Below are 13,519 nucleotides of genomic sequence, written 5' to 3'. Positions count from 1 at the left end.
AAAATCACTCGACTGCTGCACCAGGAAGGCTATACCCTCACCGAACGTACGGTGAGTGTGTACATGCGGCAAATGAAGCTCCGCTCGGTGGTCTCTAAGCCGTACCGTGTACAGACCACGGATTCCAAGCACAACAACCCTATTGCCCCGAACACACTGAATCAAGAGTTTACCGTCGACAAGCCCAATACCGCCTGGGTGACAGATATTACGTACATCCCCTGCCGTGGAGGCCGGTTGTACCTGGCCAGCGTCATGGATCTGTGCACGCGCGAAATTGTAGGGTGGCGGTTATCGGACCACATGGAAACCAGCTTGGTCTTAGACGCCTTGCAGGCTGCCTATCAAGCCAAGCGACCCGGCCCGGGGCTGCTCCACCACTCGGATCGGGGATCGCAGTATACCTCCAAGGAATATACCGAGCAGTTGAAGACGTACCAGATGGAATCAAGTATGAGCCGCAAAGGAAACTGTTACGATAACGCTTGTATTGAATCCTGGCACAGTATCTTGAAGAAGGAGCTCATTTACTGTAACCCGCGTTTCAAAACTCCAGGGCAGGCGTACCAGGACATTTACCAATACATTGAGTTTTACTACAACCGGAAGCGAATGCATGGCACGCTGGGGTATCTTTCCCCCGCCCGATTCGCTAAGCAATTTACGACGGCATCCGTTGCGTGAGTATCTACTTTCTTGACAGAGGTCCACTTAAGGTCTCCTCTCGGTCCGTTAAGACACCAAAAGTGTTGTTTTCCAGGGGATAAGGTCTCTCAGGTCCGTTAGGAGCAGATTGGTCTGGCTGCAGATTGTTCTAGCTAATGAAGAAGTTGGAATGATATTTCTCCCAACACAAAGAGCAGGCCCAGGGGAATACCTTGGGCCTGCTCTTTGTTATATATTTCACGTTTCCGCCCGGTCCGTTTCCTGCTTCGTGCAGGAATAGACCTTCTTCACAAAGATATCCTCCGCTAGCAGCAGTAATTTTACTAGCGGACAAAAACCGCTGGAACGCCGCTGCTCCGGTTATATCCCTGTTGGTTTCTGGGGCAGTAAGTTGCCGACTATAGACTTCAGCTCACCCTCCGGCTTGCTGCTTTTCTTCCCGTTGTCAAAGCTGGTAATGCGGATCTCGGAATAACTTTCTCCCGGAGCCACGGGCTTGAAAATCCATTTTTCCCGGTCATCCAGCCGCACGTTGAACTTCATGTCCTTGAACATCTCCACCAGCTCTTGTTCTCCCGGGGTCTTACCCTCTTCCAGGAACAGCAGTCCGCGCAGCGGCTTGACGCCCTCTGCATGCTGCACTTCAAAATGTACAATACACTCCATGCTTGTCACCTCCCTTGCTTAGTGAACTTGGGCACTTGCTATTGTAGCCCTATTCCTCCGGCTCTTCCCCGGATTCCTCCTGATCATGCAGCACATATTTGCTGTAGATCCGGCTGTAGCGCTCCCCGTAGCGTCTCTGCAGATCGGGGCCCATATCCTCCTCCAGCTCGAACAATACCATTTCCTGTGTAAAAGATTTGAGCAGCAGCTCCACAAGCACCGGATGCTCGGTAACCACGGCCTGGGCACTCCCGTCCTCATAGCGCATGCCGAGCATGCACCAGCTCCGGTCCACGACGAAGGAGAACTTCCGGCCTCCGCTGCGTTCCGGCTTGCCCGGCAGGGGCGGCCACACCGGAAAAGGTGCCGGTACAGCGTCACCGCCGTCAAAGGCCCAGAGCAGCTTCACTCCGCGCTTCTCCGCCTGCTCAAGCTCACTGCGCAGCAGCGAGGCTTCCTCCCGCCACACATCCACTACAATCTCCTGAGCGGCAAGATTCAGTTGGCGGACGAGCTCTCCGATTACATTCCGGTCACCCTCTACGTTGTAGAAGGAGGGGCTGACCGGACCTCCGCGCGGCATTTCACTCTCCATATACGCAAGCGAGGCCTGCACCCGGCCGGAAATCATCGTCGCCAGCTCTTCCGGGTCCAGCACACTGTAGCGTGCCGGCTCCCCTTCTCCGCAGCGCACGTAGCCTTGCTGGGTCAGGCGCTGAAGCGCCGCGTATACGTTCGATCTTGATACTCCTAGCTGCTTTGCCACTTCGTAGCCCGAAGCCTGGCCCTTGGTGGCCAGCTCAACCATAATTTTGGATTCCATCTCTGTGAAACCCAAATTGCGCAGATGCAGTAGCAACTGTTCCATCTATGTTGTCCCCCTAAGCTGTCAGTACTACACTGTCTATATTTGCTCCGAGCCGCAGCGCGGGCACCACATAGAGCCCTTCGGCAGATCTGCGCGGCAGATCTGGCAATTCACGATCTCCCGTGTATCCGCGTCTCCGGCTACCCGCTCTTCGTCTGGCTCACTTGCCTTCCAGTCCCTGATCCGGCGGTCCAGCTCGAGTTGCCGCTCCCGTTCCCGTTCCAGCTCATCTGCCTCCCGGCGGCTCCGGTCAGAACCGGCAACCATCCGGTCAACCTCCTCCAGCTCTGCCTCTTCTTCCCGTTCAGGCAGCACCTCAGCGTACTGCACACGCGCTTCGGGTCTTCTGGCCAGCTCCCGTTCCGCTTCGGTCAGCTCTTCCTCGCCGTAGTATTGGTCTTCCTCATCTTCATGCTCCAGCACCGTATGTACGGTAACCGCAGGCGGAGCTGCGGCAGCGGCTGCCGCCGAAGACGGTTCCTTACGCAGTGAGATTTCCTGCTCCTCCGGCCCCCGGCCCTCCGGTTTGCGTGCTTCCAGCTTACGTCCGCAATGTGGACAGAAATTGGCATCCATCGCCACGATCTGACCGCAGGCGCATAGGCGTTCATTCCTCAGCTCGGCAATTCTTGAGCGTACACCCTCGATCTGCTCCTGCAGCTTGTTACAGCCCCGCGCAAGTTCGATCATCTGGCCTTCAGCCACCGACATATCCCTTGAACGATATCCCTCGTAGAAAAGCTTCCCCATTTTCAAAAATTCAACCTGCATCTCATGCTCAATATCCGAAATCTGCCCATTCAGCTTGCTCACTTCCACCGAGCTTTGCGCTTTTTCACTCACCCGGCTGGCACCGTCTTTAATGCGTTGCAGAAAATTCATTGTAGTTCCTCCTTCTCCAGAGTGAGAATAGGCTGATTCGCAGCCGCGTATATCCTTCTATTCCAATTGCCGCTCCATGCAGCAGCGGAAATGTGATTCTATCATACCAAAAGTCCACGGCAGATTCATTATTTGTCGTCATGTGGTAAATACCAAGTAGAGGCGGCTAACGTTCTTATTGGAATGAGTATGCTGCGGAAGAAGCAATCATACGTATTGCCTTCTGCTGTCCTCCGTTCCTGCGTACCCGTACATTATCGAATGATGGAGGGATGAATTGTGCCTGACGATAACCTTAACCGATATTTCGTCTCTGTGAATCACGGTCTGATTCAGGAAGAGAGGGGCGATTCCAGTGACTACGAGATTCTGCTATCGAATGACGGGCTGACCGTGCTTCAGGATCTCCTCACCGATTTGTCCAGTGGAGATGACTACGCCTTCCGGCGTGCATTGGTCCCCTACAAGTCAGCCGATCACGATGATGCCGCAGAACAGTTCGATGACGCCACCATACGCCTGTTCCAGTATCTGCACGACCACGGTACCGACGAGACACGCCTTCAGATCGAAGGGTTGAAGGTCCTGCAGAAGCTGGAGAACACGGGCTATCAGGATGAAGGTTACGGCACAGGCTCTCCCACCAACAAATAAGAATGAACAGAGCTGCGCCTTACGGACGGCTTAATGCCTATACTGTGCTAATACGCGCCGGAGGGAAGAATGTTTCTCTTCGGTCAGGGTTACGGTTTTATTTTGCTTCCTGGGCTGTACATCGGTTAAAATAGAATCAGATCAGCTGCAAGCACAGGGTATGAGATCGCCGTAGTCATCCGTTCATTGTCTACAGTCACAAATAACGAAAACCGGGAGAGTTTCAGTGGAAGAATATGATAGTACACAAGCTACATTGAACAAGTTGCAGGTCCATGTGAAGGATATGCAGAAGTGGCAGATTGACGAGGATTTTGCCAAGCAGGTTGAGAATTTCAAGGCTTTGCCGGCGCTGTACCGTCATGCTCTGAATGAGCTTGAGAATAAAATCGATATCATCCGGACCGAATGGCAGGTGCGTGACGGCTTCAGCCCGATCGAGCATGTGAAGTCACGGATCAAGGAACCGAAGAGCATTGTGCAAAAGATGGAACGTAAGGGCTATGAGCTTAACCTGGATAATATGGAGCAGTACATCCATGATATTGCGGGGATGCGAATTGTCTGCGCCTTCGTGAAGGATATCTACCGGCTGGTGGATCACTTGTGTGCCCGCGAGGATATCCGTGTGCTTGAGATTAAGGATTACATCGCCCATCCGAAGCCGAACGGCTACCAGAGCCTGCATCTAATCGTGGCTATTCCGCTGGTGCTGCTGGATGGCACCCGCTGGGTGAAGGCAGAAATGCAGCTGCGTACGCTAGCCATGGATTTCTGGGCCAGCATGGAGCATATTCTCTACTATAAATTCGACAAACAGCTTCCCTCCCATGTGGCCGAGGAGCTTAAGGAAGCCGCCCGTGCCGCTGATGAGCTGGACCAGAAGATGCTCCGCCTGCGCCGGGAGATCCTGGAGCTGTCGGAAGGTAGCGGTGGTAACAAGTCTTAATTGCGCATCACCGCAGCATAAGTGAATAACATAACTGGGCAGACATTAAGGTAACATGACCACAGCTAGGTAGTTATCCGACTACAAGAGGGGCACTATTGTGCTCCTCTTTTGTTTTGCTGGCAGGGATTTATCCACCTTATTCCCGTGCAGAATACTGCTTCTCAAGCCCAGCTCACGTACCCGCGCCCCTACAGCTTATTCAAGCCTGACGCACGCTTCGCCGCGGCTTCCGAGACCCGGCGCATTAGCAGCGCAAGCCCTTCACGCGCCTTGGGTGTCTGAGGCAGGAGTGCGCTCCAGTCCTCCTCCGGCTCCATCACCTCAGGCATAGCCGGAAAAGGACGGGAGGAGATTTCATGAAACAGCGGCCCCGGCTGATGCAGCGAGCCTTCGGCCGCCGCCTCGGCCAGCCATTCTCCCGATGAGACGGCCGGACCCTTGCGCTCCAGCCGGGCCAGCTCGGAGGCCAGCGACACAGGCGCAGGCGTGCCCTCTTCTTCAATCCGCTCATTCTCCTGCTCCGCCCAGAGAGCAAACACGCCGGAGAGCAGCTCTTCCTTGGACAGTCCGCGCAGGGCAAACGCAAGCAGCGGCTCCTTGGTCAGTTGCTGCCGAACCCGCTGCACCAGTTCCTCAGCGGGCAGCAGGCCCGTGCCCTGTTCATCCGCTACCAGCCTCAGCTCGTCATCTGCTGGCAATATCTCTAGCGCAGCAAGCCCGCCATTCAGGCTGCCCTGCAGCAGATCATACAATTCTCCCGGATGCGCAGCGAGCTGATGCAGCACTTCATTCTTCCGGGCGGGTGTCCACTGCGGAATGCGCAGGGTGACAGCCTCCCGCTGCACCTGCGGCACTGGTTCCGCCCGCTCCCCCTGCTTCTCTATCCCTGCTCCGGCTTTGCTGCTGCGTCTGTCATCTGTTCCTTCAGCAGCAGGCCCAAGACTCCCGGTGGCCTTGATGACTCCGGGCAGCACCTCCAACCGCAATTCCAGCAGCTCATTCATAGATGCTTCCTCCTTCTGCTTTACAGCATCTCACTTGATCTACATCCAATCCTGTCCCTGTAGTTCAATCAGCTCTTTAAGCTCATGGTTGGACATCTCGGTCAACCAGTTCTCGCCGGAGCCTACAACCTGCTCGGACAGGCTTTTTTTTCGTTCAATCAGCTCGTCGATCCTCTCCTCCAGCGTCCCCTGGCAGATCAGCTTATGCACCTGCACATTCTTGTGCTGTCCAATCCGGAAGGCGCGGTCCGTCGCCTGGTTCTCTACGGCCGGGTTCCACCAGCGGTCATAATGCAGCACATGATTGGCCCTTGTCAGATTGAGGCCTACGCCTCCTGCCTTGAGCGACAGAACGAAGAAGGCTGGACCTTCTCCCTCCTGAAAAGCATGCACCATCTCGTCGCGCTCACGCTTCGAAATGCCGCCATGCAGAAACAGCGGTGTCTGCCCGTATCTTCGGGCCAGCCGGCTGACCAGCAGCTCGCCCATCGCCACATACTGGGTGAAGATCAGCGCCGACTCGCCAAGCTCGGAAATGCTGTCGAGCACCTCGAACATGACATCCATTTTGCCCGAGGGCTCACTGCGCAGGCTCCGCCCCTCATCCTTACGGAACAGCTGGGGATGATCGCAGATCTGCTTCAGCTTGGTCAGGGAAGACAGCACCAGCCCGCGCCGGGCCATGCCCGAGCGTTCGCCGATGACGCCGAGCATCTCATCCACAACCCCTTGATACAATGCAGCCTGTGTCTCCGTAAGCGGACAATAAGACTTCAGCTCAAGCTTCTCCGGCAGATCCTTCGAGATATCCGGGTCACTCTTGAGACGCCGCAGCAGGAAGGGCGATACCAAGCGGTGCAGCTCACGCAGACGTTCGCCGCCTTCTCCTGACACATAACGCTGACGGAAGGAATGATACGTCCCCAGATAGCCTGGGTTGAGAAAATGAAAAATCGACCACAGCTCGCCCAGCCGGTTCTCCACCGGAGTCCCGGTCATTGCGATCCGGTGCGGCGCGTTCAGCTTCATGACACTCTGCGCCTGCTTGGTGCGGTGATTCTTGATGTACTGCGCTTCATCCAGCACAACGGTGGACCAGCGTACCCCGGCCAGGTCTTCGCTGTCCCGGCCCGCCAGATGGTAGGTGGTCAGCACAATCTCATGGCTGGCCGCCAGCTCCCTGAACCCTTCGCCGCGCACCCGCCGTCCCCCATGGTGAATATGCAAGCTAAGCGAAGGGGCGAAGCGCTGCAATTCCCGTTGCCAGTTCCCCAGCAGCGAGGTCGGGCAGAGAATCAGCACCGGCTCCTGCTTCTCACCGGGCGGTGCATTCAGCGCCTGTTCCAGCAGGCAGGTGATGACCTGTATGGTTTTGCCTAGACCCATGTCATCCGCAAGACAGACTCCGAAGCCCAGGCTACTAAGTGCCGTAAGCCATTGGTAACCCCGCTCCTGGTAAGGACGCAGCGTTCCGTTCAGATCCTCCGGCACCGGACGCAGCGGTATCCCGCGCAGAACATCGCCGTGCATAAGCGAAGCCAGCAGGCCGGAGGTTTCCATGCCGGTAACCGACATGCCTTTCCACAGCCTGTCTTCGCCATCCTCGGCCTCCAGACGCATCCAGTCGGCTGCCGTCATCTCTCCGCTCTCGTTGCGCTTCATATATCTTAAGACCTGACGAACTTCCTTCGGGTCCACTTCAATCCATTCTCCCCGGAAGCGCACAAAGGGTACGCCCGCTTCCACCAGGGCATTCAACTCATCCTCCGTGATGTCGGAATCCCCCAGAGAGGCTTCAATGCGGAAGGAGATCAGTTCTTCCATACCCAGCGCCGCCTGTACCGGACCATCTGTTCCGCCCGCCGGAGGCTGCGCCTGCATCTTCATTCTCATACCAATCCGCCGCCGTCCCTCACGGCTCCAGCGTGAAGGCATCTGCACGGTAATTCCCCGTTCACGCAGTTGCTGCACACTCTCCTTCAGGAAGAAATACAGCCGCTCCGGGGGCAGCTCAACACCGCGCGGGGCCGGTTCAGCCAGCGAACGCTGAATATCCGGCGAACTCTTCGCCGCCCGTCCCAGCGCAGCAAGCAGCTGCTGCTGAATATTGCGGTAGCGCTTGCCCCATAGAGTGAATTCCCGCTCGCTGCTGCTCCAGACTGCCTCCGCCGGAATCCAGAATTCACCCTCCTCCCGGCTCTCCGCCCAGAAGGTCAGCTGCCACAGCTCACTCTCCTCCGCCGGCGGCTCCAGCCGCAGACCCAGGCTAAGCTGCCCGCTGCGGGCCTCCTCGGTCTCGAAATGCGGCACCTCATGGCCCGCCGTCTCGTTCACCACCGCCAGCAGCTCAGTCACCTCAGCCGGGGTTCCCTGCACGGGGATATCCCGGCTGCCGGTAAGCAGACTGTTCCACCACAGCTCGGTCAGCGGAGAATAGCCGCGTCGATAATTGGCCTTATATGCCGACAGCGCACTCTCATGCGCGGCAACCACATTCTTGATCTCGGCGGTCATAACTGCCTGCAGGAAGGAATACAGCACATATCCGCCCGCTTCCTCGCGCGAGGACAGGTCGCCTTCCTCGGCTACGTGCGTGCCGAGCGCAAGCACCGGCATGGAGGCTGCCATCTGCAGGAAGAATTCCTTATCCGCCTCTTCCCGGAACGCCGGTGACCAGCATACGGCAGCGGCCTGTTCGCCGCCGCGCCGCCGCGTGCCCACCTTGCGCGGCGGCTGGGCGCCGGGCACAATCCCGCCCTTGCCCATCAGCTCCAGCGCAAACCGGGCCGCTGCCGACCAATAGCGCAGCTCTCCCCCAGGCTCAATGCCCTGGGCACGGCTCGCCTGCTCATCCCAGGCCAGCAGCAGCTCGAAGGCATCCTTGGGCGACAGCGCCAGCCCTTCAAGCGTGCGCCCTGGCAGTCCGCGCCGCACCGGTTTGCCCTCCACGGCGGCGGCCGCAGGATACTTCACTTCCGCCAGACGCAGCGCAGCCCCCGCAAAAGGACGCCAGCCACTGCGCAGCTCCAGCCGTTTGATCACGCGTGTCCATGCATCCACCTTCGGCTCGGAGGTTTCGCCCGAGAAGCAGAATAATACGTCCCCTAACCATATTGCATACAGATGCTTAATCATTGTTGATCTCCATTCTTTTGAGCACACAGCAAGAGCCAGCCCTTCCTGTCCAGAAGACTGCATCCTGCTGCGCGAGAAATATATTATGAAGCCGTACCAGCGGCAATAGCTGTAGCTGTACAGCCTTCCTATGACGGTGATAACTGCAACTTTTTCTTCATCCCTTCATCTTATACGAAAATGCCTATATTTAAAAATCTTTCTGCACATTTTCTGTGATTTTCCGCAAATTTCTCTGCAATTAAGCGGTAACTGCAGCAAATCGCAGCCCCGCTTGCCTTCGAGGCAGCCAAACTGAATTATTTATCCAGTCCCTTCACCCTCACTTAGCCTCTCCAGTCCGCATAAAGAGCCGCACTCCCCTCCCTGCGGAACGAAGCCGGCTCTTTGTCATCTACTTCCCACCCGGCTATCGCCCGGATATTACTGCACGCCCACGTACTCTACTAGTTTAACTCTGAACCTCCACTGTTTCCCGCATTTCCCTATCCCTGCTCCGCTTCCGCAAGAATCCGCAGCTCCCCGCCCTCAGCAGCATCCGCTACCTGAACGATGATCGCTCCGTTCTTGCCGTTCCGGGCCCAGCCTAGCGCCCCTTCATTCAGCTCCTCCAGACTAATCTCTGCCAGCCCCTCCACCGCAGCGACAGTGAAGAACGGATAGCAGAGCGCGAACCGCAGCGTCTCCCGGCGCGGCTTATAGTCATGCGCCGCATACGCCCACTTCAGCGCAAGCACACCTTCCCCGCCTTCGGCCTGCACAGTAAGCTCCGTATACTGCCCCTTGCGGTAGCTGAAGCTGTGGCCGTCATCCTCGTACAGCTTGAAGGACGAAGAGAAGCCCGCAGCCGCTTCCGCCCCATAGAGATGGAAGATGATTGTCTCCTCCGTGTCCTCCAGCGCATACTGTCTCAGCGGGCCCTCGGCCACGAAGCAGCCGGCCTTCACATACATCGGCATGATGTGCAGCGGCGCAGCTGCAAGAATATGGCGTCCGCCTTCGTGAATCTCTCCGTCCCAATAATCCAGCCAGCTGCCTTCCGGCAGATAGACGGAGCGGTGATCCGTATCCGGGCGGTAGACCGGGGCAATCAGCACATTTTCACCCAGCAAGAACTGGTCGCACAGGTTGGTCACATGCGGATCACGCGGATATTCGAGCACCAGCGGACGGATGACAGGCAGACCGCTCATTTCCGCTTCATGAAAAAGATTATACAAATGCGGCATCCAGCGGTATCTCAGCCCGATGAATTCACGCAGAATCCCTTCCACCTCTTCCCCGAAGGACCACGGCTCCTGGCGCAGCGTTCCGATGGAGGAGTGATTCCGGCAGTAGGGGAAAAACACGCCCATCTGTGTCCACCGCACCAGCAGCTGCGCCGATGTATGATGGGCGAACCCGCCGATATCCGGCCCCGAGAAGGCCAGCCCGGACAGCCCCATGTTGAGCACCATCGGCATCGCCATCGCCATATGCTCCCAGAAGCTGCGGTTATCGCCGGTCCATACAGCCGCATAGCGCTGGATGCCCGCATACCCGGCACGGGTCAACACGAAGGGACGCTCGCCCCCCATATGCTCGGCCAGCCCCTCATAGGTAGCTTTGGACATCATCATCCCGTACAGGTTATGGTATTCCTCATGCGTCACCGGCCGCCCGTTGTTGAAATGCATCACATCGAGATCCATCGTCTTGGTCTCATTGAACACCGCAGGCTCGTTCATATCGTTCCAGATACCCTGAATGCCAAGCTCCGTGTAGTATTTGTGCAGATCTCCCCACCACTCGGCGGTCCGGCTGTCGCTGAAATCAGGAAAGGCGCTGATCCCCGGCCACACCTCACCGAAGAAAATATCGCCCTCCAGGCGGCGGCAGAAATGCTTCTCCAGCACCCCTTGCTTATACACCTCGTATTTGGGGTCTTTTTTGACGCCGGGATCGACAATCGGGACAATGCGCACACCCAGCTCCGCAAGCTCCGAGATCATTTTCTGCGGATCAGGGAAGTTGACAGGGTCGAAGGTGAATACGCGGTACTCGTCCATATAGTGGATATCCAGATAGATTACATCGCATGGGATGTTCTTCTCGCGGAAGGTCTTGGCCAGCTGCAGCACCTCCTGCTGATTCATGTAACTGTAGCGGGACTGGTGATAGCCAAGCGCCCACTTGGGCGGCAGCGCGATCCGGCCGGTGAGCGTGGTGTATCTTCGGACGACATCCTTCATCTCGGGACCATTAATGAAGTAGATATCGTATGCTCCCGTAGAACAGCCAATGGTAAAAGCAATGCCGTGCGAGCGCATGTCGAAATCACTCCGGCCCGTATTATCCAGAAACAGCCCGTAGGAGAGGTCACCGTGCATGTGGATAATGAGCGGTATGGACTCATAGAGCGCTTCAATCTCCGGCAGATGAGGGGCGAACACATCGGTGTTCCAGTTCGTATAACGCTCCCCGCGTTTGTCCAGGAAGCTCGATTTCTCACCCAGTCCGTAGAAATGCGAGTCCGGCTGCATATCATATTCCGCATGGCTTGCGCCGCGCGGGTTCCAGCTGGCCAGATTCTGCTGCATGATCACCTTGCCTGCCGTATTCTCCACGCGGAGCAGGAACGAAGCCTTCTCAATAATCAACCGGATGGCACCGGTAGAGAAAATAAGCTGCTCCTCCGTCTCCTCTACCGGAAACAGATGCGGAATACAGCACTCCTTCAGCACCGCCTCCGAGGTGGTCAGGTCCGGCACCTTATCATGGAAGACCTTCATCCGGAACATATCATCGCTCAGGAAGATAAAAGCCATCCCGGCGCATTCCCCCCGGACGATATAGATATTCTCGGAGCGTTCCCAGGACACCACGCTGCCCGGCGTGTTCCAGGTCTCCTTCATCACCAGCGGCCCCATCTTCTCGGGGCGTATCGCCTCACTGCTCTCCATGTTTCTTATCCCCCTTCGCTGCTTGCTGATCCACTGCTTGACTACATATTACCCCGGGCCCGAGGAATGCTATCCGCGATTTTTATGACCATTTGGTCATTTTTTCGCCGGATTAGTCTTAATTGCCGCCAAAGCGGGTATATTCTATATAGGCCAAGGCCAAAACGTAGTTATCAACCAAGTTAGGGAGTGGTCATATGACTAGAACTAATCCTTATAAGTGGGGGAATTTGCTGCTCTTCCTCGGCGTCATTGCCGTCAATACCCTTTCGGTCGTCCTGCCGCTTGGCGGGAACAGCACCGCCGAAATCTCGGACAGGTATCATACGTATCTCACACCGGCCGGATATGCTTTTTCCATCTGGTCCCTGATTTATCTGCTGCTGGCCGGATTCATTATTTATCAGTTCCGCAGCGATACCGGGGGCAGGGATTCCGTCCAGCGGATCGGGATTTGGTTCATGCTCAGCTGTCTCTTCAATATGGGCTGGCTGCTCCTCTGGCATTACCTGTACATTGAGCTGTCGCTGGTGGCGATGGTGCTTCTGCTGCTCTCCCTGATCGTCATTTACCGCAAAACCCGCTTCATCGCAGACCCCACGACTGGCGAGAAGTGGCTCGTGAAGCTGCCGTTCAGCCTCTACCTCGGCTGGATCTCGGTAGCCACCATTGTCAATGTCAGCGTTGTGCTGGTGAAGAATGACTGGGACGGCTTCGGACTCAGCGCCCCGTTCTGGGCAGTCATCATGCTCTGCGTCGGTGCTCTGCTGGCTGTGCTGGTAAGCTACCCGTACCGGGACAGCATTTATCCGCTCGTCTTCGTCTGGGCCTACATCGCCATTGCTCTTGAACATAAGGACACGAGTGAGGTGTATTTCACCGGACTGATTGCAGCAGGCCTTCTTCTGCTCTACAGTATCTGGCTGCTGCTGACTCCGCGCCGTTCCCGCAGCAGATACTAAATAAATTGAACTAATGGTTTTCTATTTTGGGATTAGCCGTGACTCCAGAGAAGTTTTGGACTTCCAGCCGCTGTTGTCTGCAGATTTCATTTGATTTATCCCGTTTTTTAACGGTTGAAATCCGCAGACAAAGGCGGTCGCTACCGCTCCTCCAGTTCCAAAATTCCCTTCCGCCACTTTTCCCTTTCCTTAAGTTTTCAAGTTCAATCTATGTAGATATGCTTATACGCACGTAAAATCCCCCACACGCCTGCTTCACGTGTGGGGGATTTCGTTGTACTATGCCCTTACCGGATGTATCCGGCCTGGCTTATTTCTTGCGTGCTACCGCTTCGATCTCAACCAGCGCGTCCTTCGGCAGACGGGCTACCTCAACGGCACTGCGGGCCGGGTAAGGCTCGGTGAAGAAGGTGCTGTACACCTCGTTAACTGCCGCGAAATCATTCATGTCCTTCAGATACACGGTTGTCTTCACCACCTGATCCATTGAGGCTCCGGCCTCTTCCAGGATGGCCTTCACATTGTTAAGCGACTGGCGTGCCTGCTCCTGCACACTGCCCGGCAGTTCCGCCGTCTCCGGGTCCATTCCCAGCTGGCCTGAAGTGTAGACCCAGTTGCCGGCAACAATGGCCTGGCTGTAAGGGCCGATCGCTCCTGGAGCTTTCTTTGTAGCTACTTGTTTTTTGGTCATATCGAACGCCTCCTGCATGCTGTACGCGGCCTATAGACCGCTATGTACATTCTAATTGTATGTTTATTGTAAGTCCTGGGGTCTGCGGTTTGCAAAC

General features: G+C 56.4%; 11 protein-coding genes. 4 read left to right on the top strand and 7 right to left on the bottom strand.

All coding sequences use genetic code 11. The annotated features are described in order from the left end of the window. On the top strand, nt 1–684 hold a 684-nt coding region (locus ACFSX3_RS32120), incomplete at its 5' end, for an IS3 family transposase (protein WP_379313765.1). 342 nt (nt 685–1,026) lie between these two features. On the opposite strand, the gene ACFSX3_RS32115 is transcribed toward ACFSX3_RS32120, so the two are convergent. The 3 genes from ACFSX3_RS32115 to ACFSX3_RS32105 are packed head-to-tail and all read right to left on the bottom strand — an operon-like array spanning nt 1,027 to nt 3,082. Beyond that, nucleotides 1,027–1,332, bottom strand: a complete 306-nt coding sequence (locus tag ACFSX3_RS32115) for a hypothetical protein (RefSeq protein ID WP_209994567.1) — start codon at nt 1,330–1,332, stop codon at nt 1,027–1,029. A gap of 49 nt (nt 1,333–1,381) precedes the next feature. Next, a complete protein-coding gene (locus tag ACFSX3_RS32110; RefSeq protein ID WP_209994570.1) occupies nt 1,382–2,200 on the bottom strand; it encodes a TrmB family transcriptional regulator in 819 nt (272 codons plus the stop codon). Between the two features lie 36 nt (nt 2,201–2,236). Continuing rightward, nucleotides 2,237–3,082, bottom strand: a complete 846-nt coding sequence (locus tag ACFSX3_RS32105; protein WP_209994571.1) for a zinc ribbon domain-containing protein — start codon at nt 3,080–3,082, stop codon at nt 2,237–2,239. Between the two features lie 279 nt (nt 3,083–3,361). Between ACFSX3_RS32105 and ACFSX3_RS32100 the strand changes: the two genes are divergently transcribed. Together ACFSX3_RS32100 and ACFSX3_RS32095 are read left to right on the top strand one after the other, a co-directional pair. Then, nucleotides 3,362–3,736 carry a hypothetical protein gene (locus tag ACFSX3_RS32100; protein WP_209994573.1) on the top strand — a complete coding sequence of 125 codons (375 nt, stop codon included), beginning with the start codon at nt 3,362–3,364 and terminating at the stop codon, nt 3,734–3,736. A 286-nt stretch (nt 3,737–4,022) separates the two neighbouring features. Continuing rightward, on the top strand, nt 4,023–4,685 hold the full coding sequence (locus tag ACFSX3_RS32095) for a GTP pyrophosphokinase (protein ID WP_209994605.1): 663 nt from the start codon (nt 4,023–4,025) through the stop codon (nt 4,683–4,685). Nucleotides 4,686–4,876: 191 nt separating this feature from the next. Here ACFSX3_RS32095 and ACFSX3_RS32090 read toward each other — a convergent pair whose 3' ends face one another. From ACFSX3_RS32090 to ACFSX3_RS32080, 3 genes are all read right to left on the bottom strand, one after another. Continuing rightward, entirely contained in the window at nt 4,877–5,692 is an 816-nt protein-coding gene (locus tag ACFSX3_RS32090; RefSeq protein WP_209994575.1) for a hypothetical protein, read from the bottom strand. A gap of 39 nt (nt 5,693–5,731) precedes the next feature. Next, nucleotides 5,732–8,827 carry a DEAD/DEAH box helicase gene (locus ACFSX3_RS32085; RefSeq protein WP_209994577.1) on the bottom strand — a complete coding sequence of 1,032 codons (3,096 nt, stop codon included), beginning with the start codon at nt 8,825–8,827 and terminating at the stop codon, nt 5,732–5,734. A 485-nt stretch (nt 8,828–9,312) separates the two neighbouring features. Next, complete coding sequence (locus tag ACFSX3_RS32080) at nt 9,313–11,769, bottom strand: glycoside hydrolase family 31 protein (protein WP_209994579.1); 2,457 nt, start codon at nt 11,767–11,769, stop codon at nt 9,313–9,315. Between the two features lie 197 nt (nt 11,770–11,966). Between ACFSX3_RS32080 and ACFSX3_RS32075 the strand changes: the two genes are divergently transcribed. After that, nucleotides 11,967–12,731 carry a tryptophan-rich sensory protein gene (locus ACFSX3_RS32075; protein WP_209994581.1) on the top strand — a complete coding sequence of 255 codons (765 nt, stop codon included), beginning with the start codon at nt 11,967–11,969 and terminating at the stop codon, nt 12,729–12,731. A gap of 310 nt (nt 12,732–13,041) precedes the next feature. Here the strand turns inward: ACFSX3_RS32075 and ACFSX3_RS32070 are convergent, their stop codons facing one another. Continuing rightward, entirely contained in the window at nt 13,042–13,422 is a 381-nt protein-coding gene (locus tag ACFSX3_RS32070; protein WP_036722134.1) for a RidA family protein, read from the bottom strand. Nucleotides 13,423–13,519: the final 97 nt, after the last annotated feature.

The sequence above is a fragment of the Paenibacillus rhizoplanae genome (assembly GCF_042684125.1).
Classification (GTDB): Bacteria; Bacillota; Bacilli; order Paenibacillales; family Paenibacillaceae; genus Paenibacillus_AQ; species Paenibacillus_AQ rhizoplanae.
This window is presented reverse-complemented; position numbering and strand designations above follow the sequence as displayed.

Coding starts and splice junctions, on each gene's coding strand:
- ACFSX3_RS32115 (WP_209994567.1), bottom strand. CDS start 1,332: ATGGAGTGTATTGTACATTTTGAAGTGCAGCATGCAGAGGGCGTCAAG.
- ACFSX3_RS32110 (WP_209994570.1), bottom strand. CDS start 2,200: ATGGAACAGTTGCTACTGCATCTGCGCAATTTGGGTTTCACAGAGATG.
- ACFSX3_RS32105 (WP_209994571.1), bottom strand. CDS start 3,082: ATGAATTTTCTGCAACGCATTAAAGACGGTGCCAGCCGGGTGAGTGAA.
- ACFSX3_RS32095 (WP_209994605.1), top strand. CDS start 4,023: ATGCAGAAGTGGCAGATTGACGAGGATTTTGCCAAGCAGGTTGAGAAT.
- ACFSX3_RS32090 (WP_209994575.1), bottom strand. CDS start 5,692: ATGAATGAGCTGCTGGAATTGCGGTTGGAGGTGCTGCCCGGAGTCATC.
- ACFSX3_RS32085 (WP_209994577.1), bottom strand. CDS start 8,827: ATGATTAAGCATCTGTATGCAATATGGTTAGGGGACGTATTATTCTGC.
- ACFSX3_RS32080 (WP_209994579.1), bottom strand. CDS start 11,769: ATGGAGAGCAGTGAGGCGATACGCCCCGAGAAGATGGGGCCGCTGGTG.
- ACFSX3_RS32075 (WP_209994581.1), top strand. CDS start 11,967: ATGACTAGAACTAATCCTTATAAGTGGGGGAATTTGCTGCTCTTCCTC.
- ACFSX3_RS32070 (WP_036722134.1), bottom strand. CDS start 13,422: ATGACCAAAAAACAAGTAGCTACAAAGAAAGCTCCAGGAGCGATCGGC.